The sequence below is a fragment of the Pseudomonas sp. LPH60 genome, from assembly GCF_030718165.1.
GTDB classification, from domain to species: domain Bacteria; phylum Pseudomonadota; class Gammaproteobacteria; order Pseudomonadales; family Pseudomonadaceae; genus Aquipseudomonas; species Aquipseudomonas danubii.
In genome coordinates this window covers 706529-728416 of record NZ_JAVAJH010000001.1, presented here as the reverse complement: position 1 = coordinate 728416, position 21888 = coordinate 706529, and the positions used below count along the sequence as shown (strand labels likewise).

The window sequence follows — 21888 nt, the reverse complement described above, 5'->3', positions numbered from 1 at the left end:
GGTTTCAGCCGAGGCGGCGCTGGGACACCCGCACCCAATAGCGGGTGTAGCGCTCGATGCGCAGCGAGAAACCGCTCTCAAGCGCCGCCAGGGCGCGGTCGGTGTCATCGATGGGAAAGGCCCCGGAAATCTTCAGGCCGGCAATCTGCGGATCGCACTGCACCACACCCCGGCGGTAGCGCGACAGGTCCGCCAGCAAGTCCTCCAAGGGTCGGTCGAGGGCGATGATGCTGCCCTGGCGCCAGGCGCCTACTGAAGCGTCGTTGGGTTGTAGCGCGGCGAAACTCCGGGTGTTGAAAGCCAGTTGCTGCCCGGCTTCGACCCGACGCACCAGCGCCCCGTTACCCAGGCTGACCTGCACGCCCTGCTCCAGCACCGCCACCTGATCCTCGCGCTCTTCGCTGCGCAACACGAAACGCGCGCTCTGGGCCTGGACCTCGCCGTGGCGGGTGATGATCCGCAATGGCCTGTGCTGCGCATCAACGCCAGCGCTCACCAGCATCTCGCCCCAGAGCAACTGCAACCGGCGCTGCTGACCGTCGAAAGCCACATTCACCGAGGTGTCGGTGTTGAGCAGCAATGCACTGCCGTCCGCCAGGCGCACTTCGCGGCGCTCGCCGACCTGGGTTCGATAGTCCGCCAGCAATTGCTGGGCGCTGTCGCTGCGCCAACCCAGCCAGCCCAGGGAGCCGGCCGAAGCCAGCACCACCAGATTGCGCATCAGCTCGCGGCGCGAGCGCCCGGCCCCGCGTAAGGTGGAACCGGCCAGACCGCCAGGCAGGGCCGACATCTGCTCGCCCAGTTGCTGCATGCGTTCCCAGGCCTGGCGATGCAAGGGGTCGGCGGCCAGCCATTCGCGCCAGGCCGCCTGTTCCTGTTCGCTGGCGGTGCCGGAGCGCAACTGCGCATACCAGCGCGCCGCGCCGCTGATGGCCTGGCGCTCGCTCACGCTCAGTTGCAGGTTGGCAAAACTCATGACAGCTGCATCCGCATCTGCATCAGGCAGCAATGCTCCATGGCCTTGGCCATGTAGTTGTTGACGCTGCGCACCGAGATCTGCAGGCGTTCGGCGATCTGCTCGTAGGTCAGGCCATCGCACTGGGACAGCAGGAAAGCCTGCTTGACCCTGGCCCCCAGGCCGTCCAGCAGCCGGTCGACCTCCAACAGCGCCTGGAGCATCAGGTTCTGCTCCTCCGGCGACGGCTGCTCGCCCTCGGGCACCAGGGCCAGGGCCTCCAGGTACGCCTGCTCCAGGGAGCGGCGGCGAAACAGGTCGATCAGCAGGCCATTGGCGATGCGCGACAAGTAGGGCCGCGGCTCACGGATCTCCAGGGCATTGCGCGCCTTGAGCACCCGCACGAAGGTGTCCTGGGCCAGATCGGCGGCATCGAAGGTGTTGCCCAGGCGCTGGCGCAACCAGCCCTGCAGCCAGCCGTGGTGATGGATATACAGATCGGTGACGGCACTGCGCAGGGATAAGTCGTCGGCGGGCATGACAATAAGGATTCATATTTGATAATGAATCGCATTGTCATGTAGGGGCGGAAGTCTTGGCAAGAGCCACGAACGCCGGACGACGTTCGTGGCGGTATGGCGGGGGCCTGGTCAGATCCCGGCCAGGGCCAGGTCCATGGCGAAGTAGGTGAAGATCAGGTCGGCGCCGGCGCGCTTGATCGAACCCAGGCTTTCACGCACCACCCGCTGCTCGTCGATGGCCCCGGCCTGGGCGCCGAACTTGATCATCGCGTACTCGCCGCTGACCTGATACGCCGCCACCGGCAGGCGCGAGGCCTCGCGGATGTCACGGATGATGTCTAGGTAGGCCCCGGCGGGTTTGACCATCAGCGAGTCGGCGCCTTCCTGCTCGTCCAGCAGGGACTCGCGCACCGCTTCGCGACGGTTCATCGGGTTCATCTGGTAGCTCTTGCGGTCGCCCTTGAGCGCACTGCCGCCCGCTTCGCGGAACGGGCCGTAGAGCGCCGAAGCGAACTTGGTGGAATAGGCCATGATCGGCGTCTGGGTGAAACCGGCGGCGTCCAGGGCGCGGCGGATGGCCTGGACCTGACCGTCCATGGCCGCCGACGGCGCAATCACGTCGGCGCCGGCACGGGCCGCGGCCACCGCCTGCTTGCCGAGGTTGATCAGGGTCTGGTCGTTGTCCACTTCATGGCCGTGCATCACGCCACAGTGGCCGTGCTCGGTGTATTCGCAGAAGCAGGTGTCGGACATCACGATCATCTCCGGCACCGCGTCCTTGGCGATGCGCGACATGCGCGACACCAGGCCGTTTTCCTTCCAGGTATCGCTGCCGTCGCAGTCCAGGTGGTGCGACACACCGAAAGTCATCACCGACTTGATCCCGGCGCGGGCGTAACGCTCGATCTCCCCGGCCAGCTTGGATTCGGGAATGCGCATCACCCCGGGCATGCTCTTGATCGGCACGAAATCGTCGATTTCCTCCTCGACGAAAATCGGCAGCACCAGGTCATTGAGGGTGAATTCGGTTTCCTGGAACAGACTGCGCAGTTGTTCGGAGCGACGCAGGCGACGGGGACGGGCTTCTGGGAACTGGCTGGACATGATTTTTCCTAAGGCTGAGCGCGGGACAACACGAGCGATGGCGAAAAAAGGCTGAAAGCTTATGCCCAGAGCCGCCAGGGTACAAACCCGCACGGCTCAAGAGAGTCTTGCGAATCTGCTAACAATCAGCGCCAGGCCCGCTATTCATGGGCTTGGCGAGGGCCCGCGCAGGCCGGCCTGCGACCATCTGACGCAAGACAGAGGAGCAGCAACAAGCAACAAGCAACAAGCAACAAGCTTCGAGCGGCAAGTGGCAACTGCGCCGGGCGGGGCTTGGAGCTGGAAACTTGCCGCGGCTTCACCCCGCGAGAAACTTGCCTTCAATACAGGTGACGGCAGAGCCGCCGATCCACACCTCATCGCCCACCTGCTCCACATCGATGGACCCAGCGCGGCCCATGCTCAGGCCCTGGCTGACCCGATAGCGCGACGGCGCCAGCCCGGCCCCCAGCAGCCACTGGGCGATCCCGGCATTGAGGCTGCCGGTGGCCGGGTCCTCGGGCATGCCGTCGCCGGCGATAAAGGCCCGCACCTCGAACTGCGCCTCGGTGTCATCGCGCTCGGGGTCACAGGGCGCGATCACCCCTACGGCCAGACCGATCAGTGCCGGGTAGTCCGGTTGCAGATCCAGCACCTGCTGGCGCTCGCCGAGCATCACCGCCAGCCAGCCGGCGCCGTTGTCGACCCACTGCGCCTGGACGATATCCCCGGCTTTCAGGCCCAGGCCACGGCCTACCTGCTCCAGCACCTCGGGCTCCACCGGGCCGGACTTGAGCAGCGGCGGCGCGAGAAAGGCCAGCTGATCGCCCTGACGACGAATGCGCACCAGACCGACTTCACACTCCTGAATGATCTCCTCGCCCTGAGGCTCCCCGCCGGCTTCGAGCCAGGCATGGCAACTGCCCAGGGTCGGGTGACCGGCGAAGGGCAGCTCTTGGGTGGTGGTGAAGATCCGCAAGCGATAGTCGGCCCGAGGGTCGCGGGGCTTGAGCAGGAAGGTGGTTTCGCTGAGGTTGGTCCAGGTGGCGAAAGCGGCCATGCGTTCGTCGCTGAGATCGTCGGCGTTGAACACCACGGCCAGGGGGTTGCCCTTGAGGGGGGTGGCGCTGAAGACGTCGATTTGCTTGAAATTCAGGGCGGGCATATTAGAGGGAGCCTGGGGTCGGTGGGGGCTGGGGGTGAAGTGTACATATTCGTTGCTGCGGGTGTGGCGGTTGGTGGTTTCGCTCTTACAGCGGTGGGTTGGGTACATATCCGGTGCGGCGGTCAGGGTTACTTGGGGTTCCGCTCTTACAGCGAGTGGGCTGTGTACATATCCGTTGCTGCGGTCACGGCTACTTAGGGTTTCGCTCTTACAGCGAGTGGGCTGTGTACATATCCGTTGCTGCGGTCACGGCTACTTGGGGTTCCGCTCTTACAGCGAGTGGGAGGGGGTACATATCCATTCCTGCGGGTGCGGCCGCTGGCGGTTTCGCTCTTACAGCGAGTCACTTTGAAAAGCCCAAAGTAACCAAAGGCTCCTGCCCCTCCACTCGGTGCCTCGCCTAGGCTCGGCATGCCCGAACTCCGGCATTGATCCGTGGGCCGCCGCCACCGGCCATCCATGGCCGGGTGGCGGCTAACCCGGCGTCCTGCCGGGTTACCCACGGCTCAATGCCTGCGTTCGGCCATCGTGGTTAACGGGGCGTTCAGATCAAGATCAAAAGCCAGAGCAAGATCAACATCTGACGGCGGCCTGCCGGCCGGCCTGTTTCATTGCCGTTCGCGTTACATGTAGCCGCTGCCGAAGGCTGCGACCGCTCTGGGCGGCATTCCGTCGCAGGAGACGCTAAACCTGCCTCCCCGATATTCCTGACATATCGCGCCGCCTGGTTTTGCGAGCGCTAGCGCTCGTTCGCAGCCTTCGGCAGCGGCTACAGAGAACCAGCCTGCGCACCTTGGCTTTGGCTTTGGCTTTTGATCTTGATCTTCAGGCCCCTTCCCAGCCGGCCGAGCGTAGGCGTTGCGTAGGGGGCAGCTCGGCATGGATGCCGAGCTAGCCGCCACCCGGCCATGGATGGCCGGTTGGCGGCGGGCCCCCGGAGCAATGCCGGAGAGAGGGAACCCCGAGCCCCAGCGAGGGGCCCATGGAGGGGCAAGCGTTTTTTGGTTCCTTTTTTTGGCGTTTGAAAAAAAGGGACTCGCCGTAAGGGCGAAACCCTAAGTAGCCGTGACCGCAGCAATGGATATGTACCCCGTCCCACTCGCTACAAGAGCAAACCCCTAAGTAGCCACACCCGCAACACCGAAGATGCCCCCCTTCGCCCCACCCTAAAAAAACACCTCAAACCACCTTGGGAATCTCCAACCCACGAATCACCGCCGGCCGCGCCACAAACTTGGCCAGCACCCGCTGCACCTGCGGGAAGCTATCAATCCCCACCAACCCGCCCGCCTCATAAAACCCGACCAGATTCCGAATCCACGGAAAAGTCGCAATATCGGCAATGGTGTAGCGCTCGCCCATGATCCACTCGCGCCCCTCCAGGTGCTTGTCCAACACCCCCAGCAACCGCTTGGCCTCGTTCACATAACGCTCCAGCGGCCGCTTGTCCTCGTAGTCCTTGCCGGCGAATTTGTGGAAGAACCCCACCTGCCCGAACATCGGCCCGATGCCGCCCATCTGGAACATCAGCCACTGGATGGTTTCATAACGCGCCGCCGATTCCTGGGCCAGCAACTGCCCGCTCTTGTCCGCCAGGTAAATCAGGATCGCCCCCGATTCGAACAATGCCAAAGGCTGGTCGCCAGGACCATGGGGATCGAGAATCGCCGGGATCTTGTTGTTCGGGCTGACGCTGAGGAACTCCGGGGTCATCTGGTCCTGGGTCTCGAAGCTGACCCGGTGCGCTTCATAAGGCAGGCCGATCTCTTCGAGCATGATCGAAACCTTGACCCCGTTGGGGGTCGGCAGGGAGTACAGCTGAATCCATTCGGGAAACTGCGCAGGCCATTTCTGGGTAACGGCAAAAGCGGAAAGATCGGTCATGACAGGCTTCCAATGACAGTCAAAGGGGGGCGCCACACGAGGCAACGGTCGGCGATTATCCGCCGGGTTTTCTTAAATCGGCAACATACCGCGGTTAGTCTGGCGCCTCATCGAACCAAACGCCGTCCAGGGACTCAGAAGCACTGCCTTCACCGGCCGTGATGACAGGGAACACACAGGTTTGTCAGCCTCCACCCCTTGCGCTGAAGAATCCCGCCATGCCCCTGCTCCGCCGCTTCAAGAACCGCGCCTACCTGCTGCTACCGGCCTTGCTGCTGGGCAGCGCCCTGTGCCTGTCGCTGGAGTCCAGCGTCAGCCGCGCGCAACCGGTGGACGGCACTCAGACCCTGGTGTTCCTGCGCCACGCGGAAAAGCCCGCCGGCGGCCTCGGCCAGCTCAACTGCCAGGGCCTGAACCGAGCCCTCGACCTGGCCTCGCTGCTGCCGGAAAAATTCGGCAAGGCGCAGTACGTGTTCGCCGCCAACCCGACGCGCAACGTCGAGGAAGGCGAGCTGGACAACTCCTACAGCTACATCCGCCCCTTGATGACCATCAGCCCCAGCGCCATCAAGCTCGGCCTGCCGGTCAACATCGATTTTGCCGCCAACGACACCAGCGACCTGGCGGACGAGCTGCTGCACGACCGCTACCACAACGCGATCATCTACACCGCCTGGTCCCACGGTTACCTGCCGGAGCTGATCAACAAGGTCGCCGAAGAGGCCGTGGGCCAGAAGCGCCCGATCACTGAGGACTGGGCCTCCAGCGACTTCGACTCGCTGTACGTGCTGACCCTGACCTGGCGCAACGGCAAGGCCAGCCTGCACAGCCAGAGCTACAAGCAGGGCCTGGACGGCGGCGAGCAGGATTGCCCGAGCTGATCAGCCCAGGGCGTCGAGCAAGCGGTACCAGGCAATCCCCGCTCCCAGGTAGAGGCGTTGCAGGCCATGCAGCGGAATCGGCCGCACGGGCGTGAGCGGAAACGGAAAGGCCTGCCCCGCTCCCGTCAGCCGCGCCGCCAGGTGCTTGCCCAGCAGGGTCGACAAGGCAATGCCGCGCCCGTTATAGCCCAGCAGGATCGACAGCCCCGGCGCCGGTTCGTGCAACTGCGGCAGAAAGCTCGGGGTCAGGGCCACGCGCCCGCTCCAGCGGTACTCGATGGGGGTGCCCGCCAACTGGGGAAACAGGTTCAGCAACGAGCGCTCCAGATGGTTCCAATCGGCATCCCGGCGCGGTTCGGAAAACGGTCCGCGCCCGCCCAGCAGCAGGCGTCCCTGGGCGTCCTGCTTGAAATACAGCAGCAGGCGCCGGGCATCGGAACACACCTCGCCGCCCGGCAGGATGCTCTGGCGCAGCTCGGCGGGCAGTGGCCGGGTGGCGATGATGAAACTGTTGGCGGCGATCACCGTCTGGCGCAACCCCGGCCACAAGCCGTCGGTGTAGCCATTGGTGGCCAGCAGCACCTTCGGGGCGCGCACCCGCGCGCCACAGTCGGTCTCCAGGGTCCAGCGCCCGCCGTCGCGCTGCAGCTGCCGGACCCGGCTCTGGCCGTGAATGCTCACCCCCAGCCCCATCGCCACCCGGGCCAGGCCCCGGGCGTAGTTCAGCGGGTGCAGGCTGCCGGCCCGTGGGTCGACCCAGCCGCCCAGGTACTGCGGGCTGCCGATGCGCTGGCTTACCGCCGCCTTGTCCAGCAATTCCACGGCCACGCCGCGCTGGCGCCACTGCTCGGCGCGCTGCTCCAGGGTGCGCATCGCCGCGCCGGAAAACGCCGGCTGGATCCAGCCCTTGCGCGTGGCGTCGCAGCGAATGCGGTGTTCCTTGATCAGCTCGAACACTTCATCGGCCGCCGAGCCCACGGCTTCGATCAGTGCCTCTCCCCGCACCTGGCCGAATTTGGCCAGCAGTTGCTCGGGGTCGAACTTGAGCCCGGGGATCACCTGCCCGCCATTGCGCCCGGAGGCGCCCCAGCCGGGTTCGCCGGCATCCAGCACACAGACACGGGCACCGCTCTGGGCCAGGCGCAGGGCACTCACCAGCCCGGTGTAGCCGGCGCCGACAATCGCCACATCGACCTCCCGGTCCTCGGTCAGCGCCGGGGTGTGCTCGGCCGGCATGGCCGTGGCCGCCCACAGCGAGGGCGGCATGCGCAGAGGCTGGGACGCACTCATGCCTGCACCTCCGCACCCTGGTTAAGCAGGCGCCGCAGGAAGTCCTGGGTGCGCGGGTGGCTCGGGGTGCTGAGCACGGTGCGCGCCGGCCCGGCCTCGACGATGCGCCCGCTGTGAAGGAAGCACACCTGGTCCGCCACGTCCTGGGCAAAGCCCATTTCATGGGTGACCACGATCATGGTCATGCCCTCGTCGGCCAGTTTGCGCATCACCGCCAGCACCTCGCCCACCAGTTCCGGGTCCAGTGCTGAAGTGGGCTCGTCGAAGAGAATCGCCTCCGGGTCCATGGCCAGTGCCCGGGCAATCGCCACCCGTTGCTGCTGTCCGCCGGAGAGCTCGTCCGGGTAGGCGTGCATGCGATGGGCCAGGCCGACCTTTTCCAGCAGGGCCTCGGCCCGCAGGCGTGCTTGCCGGGGGTCCTGCTTCTTGACGTAGATCGGCCCCTCGGTGACGTTCTGCAACGCCGTGCGATGGGGGAACAGGTTGAAGCGCTGGAACACCATGGCCACCCGGGTACGCAGCTCGTGGATGCTCTTGGCCTGCCGCTCGACCCGCGCCCCGCTCACCAGGATGTCGCCCTGCTCGTAGCTTTCCAGGCCGTTGATACAGCGCAGCAGGGTCGACTTGCCGGACCCCGAGGGGCCGATCAGGCACACCACCTCGCCGCTGCGCACCTGTAGGTCGATGCCTTCGAGCACCGCCACGTTGCCAAAGCTCTTGTGTACGCCCTTGATCTGGATCATGGCTTTCTCCGGGTGCTGATGCGCGCCTCCAGGCGGCGCAGGGCAAAGGACAGCGGCAGGCTCAGGGCCAGGTAGAGCAAGGCCACCAGGGTGTAGACGGTCATGTTCTCGAAGGTCGAGGACGCGATCAGCTGCCCGGCCCGGGTCATCTCGGCCACGGTGATGGTGGACACCAGGGACGAGTCCTTGAGCATCATCACCAGGGTGTTGCCGTAGGGCGGCAAGGCGATGCGCAGGGCCTGGGGCAGCACCACCCGACGCATGATCATCGGCCCGCGCATGCCGATGGATTCGGCGGCCTCGATCTGCCCCTGGTGAATGGCCTGGATGCCGGCGCGGAAGTTTTCCGCCTGGTACGCCGAGTAGGCGATGCCCAGGCCGATCACCCCGGCCTGCATGGCGGTGAGCTGGATGCCGAAATCCGGCAGCACGAAGTAGATGTAAAACAGCTGGACGATGATCGGCAGCCCGCGAATGACGTTGACCACGCCGATGGCGAACAACGCCACCGAGCGCACCTTGGACACCATCATCAAGGCGAAGACCAGGCCGATCAGCGAACTGAGCACGAATGAGCCAACAGTGACCTGCAGGGTGACCACTGCGCCTTTCAATAGAATGGGCAGGAAGTCCAGAGCGTTCTGGAGAAACATGGAGAGACCCGTTTAATCAGCAAGAAAGGGACCCGGACCAGGTGCCGGGCCGCGACTGGATCAGTTGAGCTTCCAGCGCTCGATGATGCGCTCCAGGGTGCCGTCGGCCTTGATCGCGGCGATCCCGCGATTGACCTCGGCCAGGGTCTGGGCATCGCCCTTGCGCACGATCAGGCAGACGTCGCCCATGACCACCGGCTGGTAGCCCTTGACCAGCCGCACCTTGTTCTGGGTGCCCTGGGCCAGTTGGTAGGCGAGGATCGGCCGGTCGGCGAAACCGGCCTTGATCCGCCCCAGGGCCAGGTCGCGCATCAGGTCGGGAATCGAGTCGTAGCCGCGCACTTCCTTGAAGATCCCGCGCTTGTTCAACTCGTCGATAAACACCGTGCCGACCTGGGCGCCGACGGTTTCCCCGGCCAGGTCCTCCATGCGGCGGTAGTCGCCGGTGTCGTCGGCCTTGACGATCAGGCCCTCGCCGTAGCTGAACACCGGGTCGGAGTACTGCACCACTTTCTCGCGCACCGGGGTGCGCAGCATGGCGGCGGAGATGATGTCGATCTTGTTCGAGGTCAGGGACGGGATCAGCGCGGCGAAGGTGGTCTGCTGGATGTCCACGGCGAAACCGCCAGCCTTGCCCACGGCCCGGGCGGCATCGATCATCATGCCCTCGATGCTCTGGCTCTTGACGTCAAGAAAGGTGAAGGGAATGCCGGTGGCGGTGGCCCCGACCTTGTACAGCGGCTCGGCCTGGGCCGACAGCGAGAGGCCCAGGGCACAACAGAGTGCGAATACAGCGGGCGCAAGGACACGAGTGCGGGTATGCATGGCGAATCTCCCATTGGACGGTTTTATTGTTTGAAGTCCGTGATGGATAGCCTCTGGTGTGGAAGGCAGGAGGCATGGACCCGACTATAAACAATTTACAAAAATCGTAAAGAGATTTATAAATATCGAATATCGATATTCAAAACATGAAATAGCCAGACAGGACTGTCATGAGCGATAACAACAATTCCCTATTCAACCAGTCGCTGGAGAAAGGCCTGGCAGTGCTGCGGGCCTTCAACGCCGCGCAACGAACCATGAACCTGGCGGAAATCGCCGCGGCCGCCGACATCAACAAGAGCTCGGCGCAGCGCATGATTCACACCCTGGAACAGCTGGGCTACGTGCGTAAGCACCCGCAGACCAAACGCTTCCAACTGACTCCGCGGGTGATGGAGATCGGCTACAACTACCTGGCCGCCGACACCCTGGTGGACGTGGCCAACCCGTTCCTCGCCGAACTGGCGCAGATCACCGGAGAAACCACCAACCTCACCGAGCCCGATGGCCTGGACATGGTCTATGTGGCGCGCTTCGTGGCGCCCAAGTTCATCCCCATCCACATGCCCATCGGCAGCCGCATCCCCATGTACTGCACCGGTTCCGGGCGCGCCTACCTCAGCGCCCTGCCCGCCGCCGAGGCCACACAGATCCTCGAAGCCAGCGAGCGCAAGGCTCATACCCGGCACACCCTGACCGAGCTTGCGGATATTCAGCGCGAGATCGAGCTCACCCAGCGCCGCGGCTACGCCCTGAACCCGGAGGAACTGTTCCTGGGGGACATGAGCATTGCCGCACCGATCCTCGGCAGCCAGGGCCTGCCGGTGGCCGCCGTGCACGTGGTGGTGCCCAGCAGCCGCTGGACCCTGGAGGAAGCCGAACGCAAGCTCGCGCCTTCAGTGATCGAATGCGCCCGGGCCATCCGCACCTCGATTCGCACCCTCTGAAAATCGCTCCCCTGTGGCCGCTGCCGCAGGCTGCGAATGGCCCGCAGGGACGCGGCGTTCTCAAGGCCGACAGAGCTCTGACGGGAGATCGCCAAGCAAGGCCCTGCGGGCCTTCGCGCAGCCTCGCTGACGCTCGGCAGCGGCTACAGTCCAATGCCGATCCGAGATCGGTGTAGCCGCTGCCGCAGGCTGCGAACGGCCGGCAGGGCCGCGGCGCTCTCAAGACCGACAGAGCCCCGACGGGAGATCGCCAAGCAAGGCCCTGCGGGCCTTCGCGCAGCCTCGCTGACGCTCGGCAGCGGCTACAGTCCAATGCCGGGCGAGATCGGTTCGCGGCGCACCGGCGCCAGCGGCTACAATTCGCGCTTATTGTCTTGTGCGGAATTCCCTTCATGTCCAACCTCGCCTCCACCCAGCCCACCCGCGGCTGGGCGTTCTGGTGCAAACCCCTGCTGTTCCTGCTGGTGGCCGCCATCGGCCTGTATTACGTGAAGTGGTCGCCCTACTACCTCAAGGCCTTTGTCGCCGCCGACAGCCACAGCATCGGCGCGTCGATCCTCAACGATCAGCAAAGCTCGCCCTGGAGCGCCGCCCTGGCCTATTCCCAGGTGTACTTCCTGGCCATCTGGAAGGCTGCGGTACTGGCGGTGATCTTAGGTTCCCTGTTGCAGGTGCTGATTCCAAGGGACTGGCTGCTGCGCCTGTTCGGCCGCGCCGGTTTCGGCTCGACCCTGCGCGGCGGGCTGTTCGCCTTGCCGGGCATGATGTGTTCCTGCTGCGCCGCCCCAGTGGCTGCCGGCCTGCGGCGGCAGAAGGTTTCGGTGGGCGCGGCCCTGGCGTTCTGGATCGCCAACCCGGTGCTCAACCCGGCGACCCTGGTGTTCATGGGCTTTGTTTTGGGCTGGGGGTTTTCCGCCCTGCGCCTGGTGGCGGGCATCGTCCTGGTGCTGGGCGTGTCGCTGGTGGCGCAGCGGGTCGCCGGCCCCGAGCAACTGCCAGAAGCCGCGGTGGATGCGGTGGTGGAAGCCAGCACGGTGAACGAGCAGTCGTTCCTCAGCCGCTGGGGCAAGACCCTGTGGCAACTGTTCTGGAGCACCATTCCAATCTACGTGCTGGCGGTACTGGTGTTGGGCGCGGCGCGGGTCTGGCTGTTCCCGCACATTGACGGCGCCATGGGCGACAGCCTGTGGTGGCTGGTGCCGCTGGCGATTGCCGGGACCCTGTTCGTGATCCCTACGGCGGCAGAGATTCCCATCGTCCAGACCATGATGACCCTGGGTTTGGGTACCGGTCCGGCGGTGGCGCTGTTAATGACTCTGCCAAGCATCAGCCTGCCGTCGCTGCTGATGCTGCGCAAAGACTTCGATGCCAGGGTGCTGGTGACCGTGGCCGTGCTGACCATGCTGGTGGGGATTGTCTGCGGATTGATTGGTGCGGTGTTGTTGTAAGGCTCTGGTTGTCGCTGCCGCCGATTCGGGTCAGGCTCGAATAGGCAGCGACACGTCGGCTCTTGGCATCGGCATCGACTCGATCGCGCGCGATGTGCAACCTGCGCAAAGCGCGCCCCGGTCATGAGCTAAAGAGCGAGATGCTTCGCCACGTCATCGAACAACGCAGACCCGGAGGCCTCGATACCGTGAACAACCTGCTGCAACACAAGGGCTATTACGGCTCTATTGAAGTCAGCCCCGAGGATCACCGCCTCTTTGGCAGGCTCCAGTTCATCAAAGCCCTGGTGAGCTATGAAGGGCAAACCCTGGCTGAGCTGGAGGTCGCGTTCAAAGAGGCGGTCGATGACTATTTGAGCACCTGCAAACACTCGGCTGTCCCCGCTCAACTCCGTTGAGCACAGGTTTCCAATCGAAGCACCACCCCTCCGCCACAGCATCGTCTTGAAACACATTGATCAGGGAATGCCGCTCCCGAAACCAGAGTTTTCGCTTTGTTTTGTAAGGCTTGTCCGAGAGAATCGCCAACGCCTTTGAGCGGCTTGTGCCCTGGGTGTTCGTCAGGCAGTCTCCCCCGGTCGCTGCACCATCAGCGACTCGGATGTGGAAGTCCGGACATGAAGAACGTGCAACTTGCCTCAATGGGAACACCTGTATTTTTCAATATGGGTGACCTCGCTCTATGGCGGCTGTACGTGGGGCACTCTCGGGTGCGCCGGATCCTTCAGTCCCGGTCTTCCACACCTGCGTACAGCTGCCACCCTCTCATGTGGAAGTGAGTTCCGGCAGTTCTTGAACGACTGGAGGACCCAACTCATGAAAAAGCTCGTCCCCGATCCACCCCGCCCCCTGCGCGATCCCGAGCTGGATCGCGCCAACGCCAACCTGCTCGCCGCACTGAAACCGACCCAGGCACGCCCGTTCGGCCTGCGCGATGCCCAGGGCAATGCCCTGTTCAGCGTGCAAGCCGGGGTCAACGCCGAACAGGCCTTGAGGCACGTCGCCCTGCTGCTCAAGTGCGCCGAGGAGGTGTCCGATGAAATCACCGAGCGCGCCAGCGGCATCGAACGCGGCCTGATCTGGTCCATGGTGCATTCCGTGGAAATGGCCCGGGCCGTGGTCGAGGCCTTGCTCGACCGTCCACGCCCTGCCGGCTGACGCCCGCGCACACCGCGCGCTCAGGTGCTGTGAGCGCGCGGATCATTGAGCGCTAGCGCGAGGGCGACTGGCGCTGGCGCAGGTAATCGAGCACCGCGCCGTGGTCGCCGCTGAACTCGATCCGCGCGCCCTTGCTCTCGCGTTGGTAGGCGTACATCGGGTCGTAGTATTCGCCGAGCAGGCCTTCGATCCAGGCCCGGTGCAGCTCCACATCGCCGCTGCGGGCCTGTTCCGCCAGCGCCGCTTCCATCAGCAGGAACAGGCGCTGGTGACGCTCGCCACCCAGGCGTTTGTGGATCTTGTTCAGGCTCTCCAGCAGGCGTTCGGCAAACAGGGCAAACCCTTCCTCGCCATGCACGGCGACAAACTCGGCGCTGAGGTTGACCACGTAATCGTCAAGGATGCGCTGTACCCGGCTGTCGAGGCGGTCTTCCAGCCAGACCATGGGCAGGCCCTGCATGCTCTGGTACAGCGGCAGCGGCAAGGCGCAGCTGCCGATCATGCGGTTTTCGTCTTCCAGGACAAAGCTCTGCACGCCGCGCTCACGCTTTTTCAGTAGGTCCACCGCCAGGCGGTTTTCGAAGTCGATGTTGCTCGGCTGCCCGGTGGCGCGGCGGCCGAAGCTGGAGCCGCGGTGGTTGGCGTGGCCTTCCAGGTCCAGGGCGTTATCCAGCTGGCCCAGCACTTCGGTCTTGCCGGTGCCGGTCATGCCCCCCAACAGGACAAAATCGCACTGCTGCAGGGCCTGCTCGGTGGTGTCCAAAAGGAAGGTCCGCATGGCCTTGTAGCCGCCGCCAACCCGCGGGTAGTCAATGCCCGCTTCCTTGAGCCACTGCTGGACGATCTGCGAGCGCAGGCCGCCACGGAAGCAGTACAGCAGGCCGTCGGGGTGAGCCCGGGCGAAATCGGCCCAGGCCTGGACGCGCTGTTGCTTGATGTCGCCGGACACCAGCTGATGGCCCAGGACAATCGCCGCCTGCTGGCCCTGCTGCTTGTAGCAGGTGCCGACCCGCTGGCGTTCCTGGTCGGTCATCAGCGGCAGGTTGAGCACCCCGGGAAAGGCGCCCTTGGTGAATTCGATCGGCGCCCGAGTGTCCATCATCGGCCGGTCGTTGAGGAAGATCTCGCGGTAATCGGTGCAGTCCAGAGGCATCAGAACACCTCGACCGCATGACTCTGTCGCTCCACCAGTTCACCGATGGGCGCCAGTTCCAGGCCCAGCTCCGCCGCCAGGGCGAGGAACTCGGCATTGCCTTCAGGCGTCACCGCCACCAGCAGGCCGCCGCTGGTCTGCGGGTCGCAGAGCACGCGCTTGTGCAGCTCCTGAACCCGGCCGATTTTCTCGGCGTAGCTGCTGTAGTTGCGCAAGGTGCCGCCGGGCACGCAGCCCTGGTCCAGGTAGTACTCGACCCCGGGCAGGCGTGGCACGCGGTCGTAGTGAATCTGTGCGGTGAGGCCGCTGCCATCGGCCATTTCCACCAGGTGCCCGAGCAGGCCGAAACCGGTGACGTCGGTCATCGCGGTCACCCCTTCGAGCTTGCCGAAACGGCTGCCGGGCTTGTTCAGGGTGCACATCCAGTCGCGGGCCAGACCGATGTCGGCGTCGCGCAGCTTGCCCTTTTTCTCGGCGGTGGTGAGCACGCCGATCCCCAGGGGCTTGGTCAGGTACAGCAGGCAGCCGGCGGTGGCGGTGTCGTTGCGTTTCATGAAGCGCTTTTCCACCAGCCCGGTCACCGCCAGGCCGAAGATCGGCTCCGGTGCGTCGATGGAATGGCCGCCCGCCAGGGGAATGCCCGCCGCGTCGCACACGGCGCGGCCGCCGCGGATCACTTCCCGGGCGATTTCCGGGGCCAGCACGTTCACCGGCCAGCCAAGAATGGCGATGGCCATCAGCGGGTCGCCGCCCATGGCGTAGATATCGCTGATGGCGTTGGTGGCGGCGATGCGGCCGAAGTCGAAGGGGTCGTCGACGATGGGCATGAAAAAGTCGGTGGTGGAGACCACGCCGCGCTCTTCATCGATGGCGTAGACCGCCGCGTCATCGCGCGAAGCGTTGCCGACCCACAGCTTGGGGTCGAGGTTCTGCGCCCCGCTGCCGGCCAGGATCACCTCCAGTACCTGGGGGGAAATCTTGCAGCCGCAGCCGGCTCCGTGGCTGTACTGGGTCAGGCGAATCGGCTCGCTCATGGGGCACCTCGTCAAGTTCGGGACGCAGGATTCTAGCAGAGGGGGTCAGGCCCCGGGCCGGGGCGTGCCCTGGTGGAACAGCATCTGCCAGCGCCCTTCGCGGCAGCGCCACAGCGAACTGCGCCAGGCGCTGCCGGCCGCGCGCCCGCCGGCTGCGGCGTTATGGCACAGGTAGGTGACCTGGGCCAGATCGGCCGCGAGAAGCTGCAACGAGAACTCGCTGATCCGGCGCTCGATAAACACTTGCTGCGGCAGGCTTTCCAGCACCTGTGCCTTGTCCCAACGCCCGCCACTGGCGCCGAACTCGAGAAAGTCGTCGGCCAGCAAGGCGTCCAGCAACTGGCGATCGGCACGCACTTCGGCCTGCTGCAGGCGGGTTTCCAATTCCAGCAAGAGTTGATGCAACGCCATGGTCGAGCTCCGCAGAAAATCCAGCCCCGGACTTTAACAGTGCCCCGCTTTCGCGCGCACCGCCCCCTGCCCGGGCATTTTTTGACCCCAGAGCCAGCTTCCGAGGCGTTTCCAATTGTTTTTCAACTGCCTATTTCAAGTTGGTACGCCATGTGCAAACGTTTGCGAGTTGCAAATTTGTGGGTGTTCGCCACCGCCACGCGCGCGAACGGACATCAGGGACTTCACACCGCACGAACAGGGACTTTCCATGCACAACCGCTTCCCCCGTCATGGCCAATGGGCTGTTTCCCTCGGGCTGGCCGGCGTTACGGGTCTACTCAGTCACGCCACGCTGGCCCAATCCCCCGCGCCGGACGCGTCAGCCCAGGGCGAAAGCCTGAGCGCCGATGTGCAATCCGCGAAACAGGGTGCCTACCTTTCCGACTGGTACAACCAGGACCTGATGCTGATCGGCAGCAAGGACATCAGCTTCGGCCCGCGCCCGGCGGACGACATCTACCTGGAGTACGAATACTTCGGGCGCAAGGGCCCCTTCGAGCTGTACGGCTACATCGACCTGCCGAAGATCCTCGACATCGGCAACAGCCACGACAAAGGCATCTGGGACCACGGCTCGCCGCTGTTCATGGAGCACGAACCGCGGATCTCCATCGATTACCTGGCCGGTCGCAGCCTGGCCATCGGTCCGATCAAGGAGTGGTATGTGGCCTTCGACTGGATCTACGACCACGGCAGCCGCACCGCCAACCGCGCCAACACCCTGTACAGCGGCCTGGGCACCGACATCGACACCCATTCGCGGGTCAACCTCTCGGCCAACTTCTATGGCCGCTACCAGTGGGAAAACTACGGCGCCAGCAACGAGTATTCCTGGGACGGCTACCGCGCCCAGCTCAAATACATCGTGCCCATCGACAGCTACAGCAACGGCGCCTCGCTGACCTACATCGGTTTCACCAATTTCGATTTCGGCTCCGACCTGCACAAGGACAACCCGGCGCGCACCGCCAATGCCACGGTGGCCACCAACGTGCTGCTGTACGCCTTCACTCACCTGCGCTTCACCCTGGTGGGCCGCTACTTCCACAACGGCGGCAACTGGGAGGATGGCAGCGTGCTGAATTTCGGCGACGGCGAGTTCCGTGCCCGCTCCAATGGCTGGGGCTATTACGCCGGGGTCGGCTATCAGTTCTAGAGCAATGGCAAGCTTCGAGCGGCAAACGGCAAGACAAGAACGGTTGCGATGAGTTGCAACCTGGACCAGGCAGGATAAGCGCCGGTTAACGGCAGTCATGGAGGTTGTATGCGTGGGATTACAAAGGTTTCGTGGGTATTGGGACTGGGGGCTGTGCTGGCAGGCGGCGCCTGGGCCAATGAGGCGCCGATCAAGCCCAAGGTGGTGCTGATCAGCATGTTCGCGCCGGAAGCGCAGCACTGGATCGAGCGCCTGGAGCTCAAGCGCGAGATTCGCGTGCCGGGGCTGGCGGCGGAGTATCCGAGCATTCGCTGCAATGACCGGGACGTGTGCCTGTTGACCACCGGCATGGGCCAGACCAATGCCGCGGCGTCGACCCTGGCCCTGGCCCTGTCGCCGAAGTTCGACCTGCGCAAAAGCTATTTCCTGATTGCCGGGATCGCCGGCATCAGCCCGCACCACGGCACCCTCGGCACCGCTGCCTGGGCTCATTACCTGGTGGAGTTCGGCACCCAGTGGGAACTCGACTCCCGGGATGCGCCCAAGGACTGGCCCACCGGCTACCTGGGGATCAACACCAAGGGCCCCAACGAAAAACCGCCCCTGGACTACAAGACCGAAGTCTTCGAGCTCAACCCCAAGCTCCAGGCCAAGGCCTTCGCCCTGAGCCAGCGGGTGACCTTGAGCGAGAGCCAGGAATCGGCGGCCTGGCGCCTGAAATACCCCAAGGCCCCGGCCAACCAGCCGCCGGTGGTGACCCGCTGCGACACCCTGGCGGGCAACACCTGGTTCTCCGGCACTCGCCTGAGCGAACGGGCCGAAGTCTGGACCCGCCTGCTGACCGACAACAAAGGCACCTACTGCACCACCCAGCAGGAAGACAACTCCACCTACGAAGCCTTACTGCGGGCCAGCCGCGAGGGTCTGGTGGACATCCAGCGCCTGGCGGTGCTGCGTGCCGGTTCCGATTTCGACCGCCCGGCGCCGGGGGCCAGTGAAGTGGACAACCTGCTCAAGTACGCCGACCAGGGCGGCTTTGTCCCGGCCCTGGAGAACCTCTACCGGGCCGGCAATCCGCTGGTGCAGGACATTCTCAACAACTGGTCGACCTGGGAAACAGGCGTCCCCGACGCCTGATCCGTGGCAACCCGCAGGAGCCGGCGTGCCGACGAAGGCGCGCTCAGGGCCACGACCGTTGGCGCCAGAGTCGGCCAATCAAAGTGAATTTTTGCGCCTGCGGGGGATCACTCAAGGATCACAGGGAGGAACAGAGGCTTTATGAACAACGCAAAACTCTTCGTCATCGAATACACCCTTCACGGCGCTCCCAAGTCCTTCATCATCCGCCAGGAAAAGATGGACAACGCCGAGGCCTGGCACTGGGCAAGCTGTGATGCGGGAGTGGGCCGCATCGGCCGTTTCGGCCGGGAACGGGTGAAGAAGACCAGCAAGCCCATGGCGGAAAAGTTCGGTATCGAGAATGTCACCTGGCGGCCTTCGGTCTAGGCCCGCCGCAAACGGGTGGGGCCGCAGCCCCACCCGTTTGCGCTTTTCAGCCGTGGGCGCCTTGGGCGCATTTGCACCCTTGGGTGGAAGCACAAGGCTCACCATGAGCGTGATGATCGGCGCAAGCCTGACAGCAGTAGTGCTTGCCGTGACGGACAATCGCATGGGGCCCCAACTTGCAGGTGCAGGCCGGACAGGCGCAGGTTTCATTGGACATGGCAGGGTTCCTTTTTATCAGTCTTTCAGGGGACTCGATCACCGCGCCACCTCAGACAATGGCAGCCACTGCACGGTACGAGCCCTCCAAAGACTAGGCCAACCCAGCCCCCCCGCCACGCCAACAGCGACTAAAGTGATTCGGCCAGCGCCCGCATGGACCGATGGCCACCCCGGCCCGGCCAGCCAATGATGCAGGCCGTGGTCATGCTGTCTCGACCTGACAAGAACAACCCAAGGTCATTCGCCGCCCATGACGATTCTCTATGACGAAACCCTCGACGGCGCCCTGCCCGACGTCGACCAACAGGCCTTGATCCGGGCCTTGCGCAGCCAATTGCCGGACCTGGAACTGCTGGACCAGGAGCCGCAACTCAAGCCCTACGAATGCGACGGCCTCAGTGCCTATCGCACCACACCGATGCTGGTGGCCCTGCCGCGGCATCTGCACGAGGTCCAGCGCTTGCTGCAGATCTGCCATGAGCACCGGGTGCCAGTGGTCCCCCGAGGGGCCGGTACGGGTTTGTCCGGAGGCGCCCTGCCCCTGGAAAAAGGCCTGCTGCTGGTGATGGCGCGCTTCAAGGACATCCTGCAGATCGACCCGGCCGCCCGCTGCGCAAGGCTCCAGCCGGGGGTGCGCAACCTGGCGATTTCCCAGGCGGCGGCGCCTTTTGGCCTGTACTACGCCCCCGATCCTTCATCACAGATCGCTTGCTCCATCGGCGGCAACGTCGCGGAAAACGCCGGGGGCGTGCATTGCCTGAAATACGGCCTGACCGTGCACAACCTGCTGCAGGTGCAGATGCTCAGCGTCGACGGCCAAGCCATGACCCTGGGCAGTCAGGCCCTGGACGCGCCGGGGTTCGACCTGCTGGCGCTGGTCACCGGCTCCGAGGGCCTGTTGGGGGTAATCACCGAGGTCACGGTCAAGCTGCTGCCCAAGCCGCCGATCGCCAAGGTGCTGCTGGCGGCCTTCGATTCGGTGGAAGCCGCCGGCCGCGCCGTGGCCGAGATCATTGCCGCGGGGATCATCCCCGGCGGCCTGGAGATGATGGACAACCTGGCGATCCGCGCCGCCGAGGACTTCATCCACGCCGGCTACCCGGTGGACGCCGAAGCCATCCTGCTGTGCGAACTGGACGGGGTTGAGGCTGATGTGCATGACGACTGCGAGCGGGTGCGCCAGGTGCTGGAACGCGCCGGCGCCAGGGAGGTGCGACTGGCCCGGGACGAAGCCGAGCGCGTGCGCTTCTGGGCCGGGCGCAAGAACGCCTTCCCGGCGGTGGGGCGCCTGGCGCCGGACTACTACTGCATGGACGGCACCATTCCCCGCCGGCAGTTGCCGGGGGTGCTGCGGGGCATCGCCCGCCTGGCCGAGGAGTGCCAGCTGCGGGTGGCCAATGTGTTCCATGCCGGCGACGGCAACATGCACCCGCTGATCCTGTTCGATGCCAACCGGCCGGGCGAGCTGCAGCGGGCCGAGGCCCTGGGCGGCAAGATCCTCGAACTGTGCGTGGCGGTGGGCGGCAGCATCACCGGCGAACACGGCGTGGGCCGGGAAAAAATCAACCAGATGTGCGCCCAGTTCAACCACCACGAACTGCACCTGTTCCACGCCATCAAGGCGGCCTTCGACCCCGGCGGCCTGCTCAACCCCGGGAAGAACATCCCGACCCTGCAACGCTGCGCGGAATTCGGCGCCATGCACATCCATCACGGGCAACTGCCCTTCCCCGAACTGGAGCGGTTCTGATGAGCACGGACAGCGATTTCGATGCCACCGAGGCGTTGCTGGAACAGGTGCGCGACGCCCTGCAGAGCCGTACGCCGCTGCGTATCCAGGGCTCCAACAGCAAAGCCTTTCTCGGCCGCGAGTGCGCTGGGGAAATCCTCGATACCCGCAGCCATCGCGGCATCGTCAGCTACGACCCCACGGAGCTGGTGATCAGCGCCCGGGCCGGCACCCCGCTCAGTGAGTTGCACGCCACCCTGGAGGCCGCCGGGCAGATGCTGCCCTGCGAGCCGCCATCGTTCGGCGCTGGGGCCACCCTGGGCGGCATGCTCGCCAGCGGCCTGTCCGGGCCGCGTCGACCCTGGGCCGGCGCGGTACGGGATTTCGTCCTCGGCACCCGGATCATCAGCGGCAGCGGCCAGCACCTGCGCTTTGGTGGCGAGGTGATGAAAAACGTCGCCGGTTACGACCTGTCGCGGCTGATGGCCGGCAGCTACGGCTGCCTGGGGCTGATCACCGAAGTCTCGCTGAAGGTCCTGCCCAAGCCCCGGCAATGCCTGAGCCTGAGCCTGGAAATGGACCGCCGGCGCGCCCTCGCGCAACTGGCCGAATGGGGCCAGCAGCCCTTGCCGATCAGCGCCGCCTGCCACGACGGCGAACGCCTGCACCTGCGCCTGGAAGGCGGCGAAGGCTCGGTGGCGGCGGCCCATGAGCGCCTGGGCGGCGAGCCTCTGGATTCGGGCTACTGGAGCCAGCTCAATGAACAGCAGCTGGACTTCTTCAACCCCGGCCTGCCGCTGTGGCGCCTGTCACTGCCACACAACACGCCGCTGCTGGCACTGCCCGGCGAACAACTGCTGGACTGGGGCGGCGCCCAGCGCTGGCTGAAAACCGCTGCACCAGCCAGCGAGATCCGCGCCGCCGTCAGCGCCGTTGGCGGCCACGCCAGCTGCTACAGCCACGGCCTGCAGGACAGCCCGTTCCAGCCCCTGGCGCCGACCCTGCTGCATTACCACCAGCGGCTCAAGGCGCAGCTGGACCCGCAAGGGATCTTCAACCCCGGCCGACTCTACGCGGAGCTCTAG

Annotated in this window: 22 protein-coding genes and 1 pseudogene; 10 read left to right on the top strand and 13 right to left on the bottom strand. The window is 65.0% G+C overall.

The features are described from left to right. Positions 1-4 precede the first annotated feature (4 nt). From Q8O96_RS03305 to Q8O96_RS03285, 5 genes are all read right to left on the bottom strand, one after another. Positions 5-976, bottom strand: a complete 972-nt coding sequence (locus Q8O96_RS03305; RefSeq protein WP_207167428.1) for a FecR domain-containing protein — start codon at positions 974-976, stop codon at positions 5-7. Continuing rightward, the gene (locus Q8O96_RS03300) at positions 973-1494 is read right to left on the bottom strand and encodes a sigma-70 family RNA polymerase sigma factor (RefSeq protein ID WP_305948345.1); all 522 of its coding nucleotides are present in this window, start codon (positions 1492-1494) and stop codon (positions 973-975) included. Before Q8O96_RS03300 ends, Q8O96_RS03305 begins: the two co-directional genes overlap by 4 nt. A gap of 111 nt (positions 1495-1605) precedes the next feature. Beyond that, complete coding sequence (gene hemB / locus Q8O96_RS03295; RefSeq protein ID WP_016962997.1) at positions 1606-2580, bottom strand: porphobilinogen synthase; 975 nt, start codon at positions 2578-2580, stop codon at positions 1606-1608. Between the two features lie 298 nt (positions 2581-2878). Continuing rightward, positions 2879-3724: a PhzF family phenazine biosynthesis protein gene (locus Q8O96_RS03290; protein WP_305948344.1), complete on the bottom strand. Its 846-nt coding sequence runs from the start codon at positions 3722-3724 to the stop codon at positions 2879-2881. Between the two features lie 1179 nt (positions 3725-4903). Further along, on the bottom strand, positions 4904-5608 hold the full coding sequence (locus Q8O96_RS03285) for a glutathione binding-like protein (RefSeq protein WP_102864156.1): 705 nt from the start codon (positions 5606-5608) through the stop codon (positions 4904-4906). Positions 5609-5826: 218 nt separating this feature from the next. Between Q8O96_RS03285 and Q8O96_RS03280 the strand changes: the two genes are divergently transcribed. Then, on the top strand, positions 5827-6489 hold the full coding sequence (locus Q8O96_RS03280; protein WP_305948343.1) for a histidine phosphatase family protein: 663 nt from the start codon (positions 5827-5829) through the stop codon (positions 6487-6489). Here the strand turns inward: Q8O96_RS03280 and Q8O96_RS03275 are convergent, their stop codons facing one another. The 4 genes from Q8O96_RS03275 to Q8O96_RS03260 are packed head-to-tail and all read right to left on the bottom strand — an operon-like array spanning position 6490 to position 10000. After that, complete coding sequence (locus tag Q8O96_RS03275) at positions 6490-7779, bottom strand: FAD-binding oxidoreductase (RefSeq protein ID WP_060843144.1); 1290 nt, start codon at positions 7777-7779, stop codon at positions 6490-6492. It abuts the gene before it with no gap. Next, entirely contained in the window at positions 7776-8522 is a 747-nt protein-coding gene (locus tag Q8O96_RS03270) for an amino acid ABC transporter ATP-binding protein (RefSeq protein WP_305948342.1), read from the bottom strand. Before Q8O96_RS03270 ends, Q8O96_RS03275 begins: the two co-directional genes overlap by 4 nt. Further along, positions 8519-9175, bottom strand: a complete 657-nt coding sequence (locus Q8O96_RS03265) for an amino acid ABC transporter permease (protein WP_011060581.1) — start codon at positions 9173-9175, stop codon at positions 8519-8521. Before Q8O96_RS03265 ends, Q8O96_RS03270 begins: the two co-directional genes overlap by 4 nt. Before the next feature lie 60 nt (positions 9176-9235). After that, positions 9236-10000, bottom strand: a complete 765-nt coding sequence (locus Q8O96_RS03260; protein WP_060843143.1) for an ABC transporter substrate-binding protein — start codon at positions 9998-10000, stop codon at positions 9236-9238. A gap of 170 nt (positions 10001-10170) precedes the next feature. Between Q8O96_RS03260 and Q8O96_RS03255 the strand changes: the two genes are divergently transcribed. The 4 genes and pseudogenes from Q8O96_RS03255 (at position 10171) to Q8O96_RS03240 (ending at position 13553) form a co-directional block, all read left to right on the top strand. Next, positions 10171-10947: an IclR family transcriptional regulator gene (locus tag Q8O96_RS03255; protein WP_060838611.1), complete on the top strand. Its 777-nt coding sequence runs from the start codon at positions 10171-10173 to the stop codon at positions 10945-10947. 392 nt (positions 10948-11339) lie between these two features. After that, a complete protein-coding gene (locus Q8O96_RS03250) occupies positions 11340-12395 on the top strand; it encodes a permease (RefSeq protein ID WP_108542802.1) in 1056 nt (351 codons plus the stop codon). A gap of 188 nt (positions 12396-12583) precedes the next feature. Further along, positions 12584-12763 (top strand): annotated as a pseudogene (locus Q8O96_RS03245) (type II toxin-antitoxin system HicB family antitoxin); the annotation flags it as partial. 448 nt (positions 12764-13211) lie between these two features. Then, complete coding sequence (locus Q8O96_RS03240; protein ID WP_060838609.1) at positions 13212-13553, top strand: DUF3077 domain-containing protein; 342 nt, start codon at positions 13212-13214, stop codon at positions 13551-13553. A 52-nt stretch (positions 13554-13605) separates the two neighbouring features. Here the strand turns inward: Q8O96_RS03240 and mnmH are convergent, their stop codons facing one another. The 3 genes from mnmH to Q8O96_RS03225 are packed head-to-tail and all read right to left on the bottom strand — an operon-like array spanning position 13606 to position 16151. Next, positions 13606-14706: a tRNA 2-selenouridine(34) synthase MnmH gene (mnmH, locus tag Q8O96_RS03235; RefSeq protein WP_305948341.1), complete on the bottom strand. Its 1101-nt coding sequence runs from the start codon at positions 14704-14706 to the stop codon at positions 13606-13608. Continuing rightward, the gene (gene selD / locus Q8O96_RS03230; protein WP_060838607.1) at positions 14706-15740 is read right to left on the bottom strand and encodes a selenide, water dikinase SelD; all 1035 of its coding nucleotides are present in this window, start codon (positions 15738-15740) and stop codon (positions 14706-14708) included. Before selD ends, mnmH begins: the two co-directional genes overlap by 1 nt. A 45-nt stretch (positions 15741-15785) precedes the next feature. Next, a complete protein-coding gene (locus Q8O96_RS03225) occupies positions 15786-16151 on the bottom strand; it encodes a nuclear transport factor 2 family protein (RefSeq protein ID WP_305948340.1) in 366 nt (121 codons plus the stop codon). 250 nt (positions 16152-16401) lie between these two features. Here Q8O96_RS03225 and Q8O96_RS03220 point away from each other — a divergent pair, with 250 nt between their 5' ends. From Q8O96_RS03220 to Q8O96_RS03210, 3 genes are all read left to right on the top strand, one after another. After that, a complete protein-coding gene (locus tag Q8O96_RS03220; protein WP_102864139.1) occupies positions 16402-17349 on the top strand; it encodes a nucleoside-specific channel-forming protein Tsx in 948 nt (315 codons plus the stop codon). 108 nt (positions 17350-17457) lie between these two features. Next, positions 17458-18486 carry a purine nucleoside permease gene (locus tag Q8O96_RS03215; protein WP_305948339.1) on the top strand — a complete coding sequence of 343 codons (1029 nt, stop codon included), beginning with the start codon at positions 17458-17460 and terminating at the stop codon, positions 18484-18486. 141 nt (positions 18487-18627) lie between these two features. Continuing rightward, positions 18628-18855: a DUF6555 family protein gene (locus Q8O96_RS03210; protein WP_011060569.1), complete on the top strand. Its 228-nt coding sequence runs from the start codon at positions 18628-18630 to the stop codon at positions 18853-18855. Between the two features lie 46 nt (positions 18856-18901). Here Q8O96_RS03210 and Q8O96_RS03205 read toward each other — a convergent pair whose 3' ends face one another. Then, positions 18902-19072 (bottom strand): metallothionein, encoded by a 171-nt coding sequence (locus tag Q8O96_RS03205; RefSeq protein ID WP_102864137.1) that lies wholly within the window; start codon positions 19070-19072, stop codon positions 18902-18904. A gap of 252 nt (positions 19073-19324) precedes the next feature. Between Q8O96_RS03205 and glcD the strand changes: the two genes are divergently transcribed. Beyond that, entirely contained in the window at positions 19325-20824 is a 1500-nt protein-coding gene (glcD, locus tag Q8O96_RS03200) for a glycolate oxidase subunit GlcD (RefSeq protein WP_305948338.1), read from the top strand. Beyond that, complete coding sequence (glcE, locus tag Q8O96_RS03195) at positions 20824-21888, top strand: glycolate oxidase subunit GlcE (RefSeq protein WP_250330337.1); 1065 nt, start codon at positions 20824-20826, stop codon at positions 21886-21888. Before glcD ends, glcE begins: the two co-directional genes overlap by 1 nt.

Coding starts and splice junctions, on each gene's coding strand:
- Q8O96_RS03305 (WP_207167428.1), bottom strand. CDS start 976: ATGAGTTTTGCCAACCTGCAACTGAGCGTGAGCGAGCGCCAGGCCATC.
- Q8O96_RS03300 (WP_305948345.1), bottom strand. CDS start 1,494: ATGCCCGCCGACGACTTATCCCTGCGCAGTGCCGTCACCGATCTGTAT.
- hemB (WP_016962997.1), bottom strand. CDS start 2,580: ATGTCCAGCCAGTTCCCAGAAGCCCGTCCCCGTCGCCTGCGTCGCTCC.
- Q8O96_RS03290 (WP_305948344.1), bottom strand. CDS start 3,724: ATGCCCGCCCTGAATTTCAAGCAAATCGACGTCTTCAGCGCCACCCCC.
- Q8O96_RS03285 (WP_102864156.1), bottom strand. CDS start 5,608: ATGACCGATCTTTCCGCTTTTGCCGTTACCCAGAAATGGCCTGCGCAG.
- Q8O96_RS03280 (WP_305948343.1), top strand. CDS start 5,827: ATGCCCCTGCTCCGCCGCTTCAAGAACCGCGCCTACCTGCTGCTACCG.
- Q8O96_RS03275 (WP_060843144.1), bottom strand. CDS start 7,779: ATGAGTGCGTCCCAGCCTCTGCGCATGCCGCCCTCGCTGTGGGCGGCC.
- Q8O96_RS03270 (WP_305948342.1), bottom strand. CDS start 8,522: ATGATCCAGATCAAGGGCGTACACAAGAGCTTTGGCAACGTGGCGGTG.
- Q8O96_RS03265 (WP_011060581.1), bottom strand. CDS start 9,175: ATGTTTCTCCAGAACGCTCTGGACTTCCTGCCCATTCTATTGAAAGGC.
- Q8O96_RS03260 (WP_060843143.1), bottom strand. CDS start 10,000: ATGCATACCCGCACTCGTGTCCTTGCGCCCGCTGTATTCGCACTCTGT.
- Q8O96_RS03255 (WP_060838611.1), top strand. CDS start 10,171: ATGAGCGATAACAACAATTCCCTATTCAACCAGTCGCTGGAGAAAGGC.
- Q8O96_RS03250 (WP_108542802.1), top strand. CDS start 11,340: ATGTCCAACCTCGCCTCCACCCAGCCCACCCGCGGCTGGGCGTTCTGG.
- Q8O96_RS03240 (WP_060838609.1), top strand. CDS start 13,212: ATGAAAAAGCTCGTCCCCGATCCACCCCGCCCCCTGCGCGATCCCGAG.
- mnmH (WP_305948341.1), bottom strand. CDS start 14,706: ATGCCTCTGGACTGCACCGATTACCGCGAGATCTTCCTCAACGACCGG.
- selD (WP_060838607.1), bottom strand. CDS start 15,740: ATGAGCGAGCCGATTCGCCTGACCCAGTACAGCCACGGAGCCGGCTGC.
- Q8O96_RS03225 (WP_305948340.1), bottom strand. CDS start 16,151: ATGGCGTTGCATCAACTCTTGCTGGAATTGGAAACCCGCCTGCAGCAG.
- Q8O96_RS03220 (WP_102864139.1), top strand. CDS start 16,402: ATGCACAACCGCTTCCCCCGTCATGGCCAATGGGCTGTTTCCCTCGGG.
- Q8O96_RS03215 (WP_305948339.1), top strand. CDS start 17,458: ATGCGTGGGATTACAAAGGTTTCGTGGGTATTGGGACTGGGGGCTGTG.
- Q8O96_RS03210 (WP_011060569.1), top strand. CDS start 18,628: ATGAACAACGCAAAACTCTTCGTCATCGAATACACCCTTCACGGCGCT.
- Q8O96_RS03205 (WP_102864137.1), bottom strand. CDS start 19,072: ATGTCCAATGAAACCTGCGCCTGTCCGGCCTGCACCTGCAAGTTGGGG.
- glcD (WP_305948338.1), top strand. CDS start 19,325: ATGACGATTCTCTATGACGAAACCCTCGACGGCGCCCTGCCCGACGTC.
- glcE (WP_250330337.1), top strand. CDS start 20,824: ATGAGCACGGACAGCGATTTCGATGCCACCGAGGCGTTGCTGGAACAG.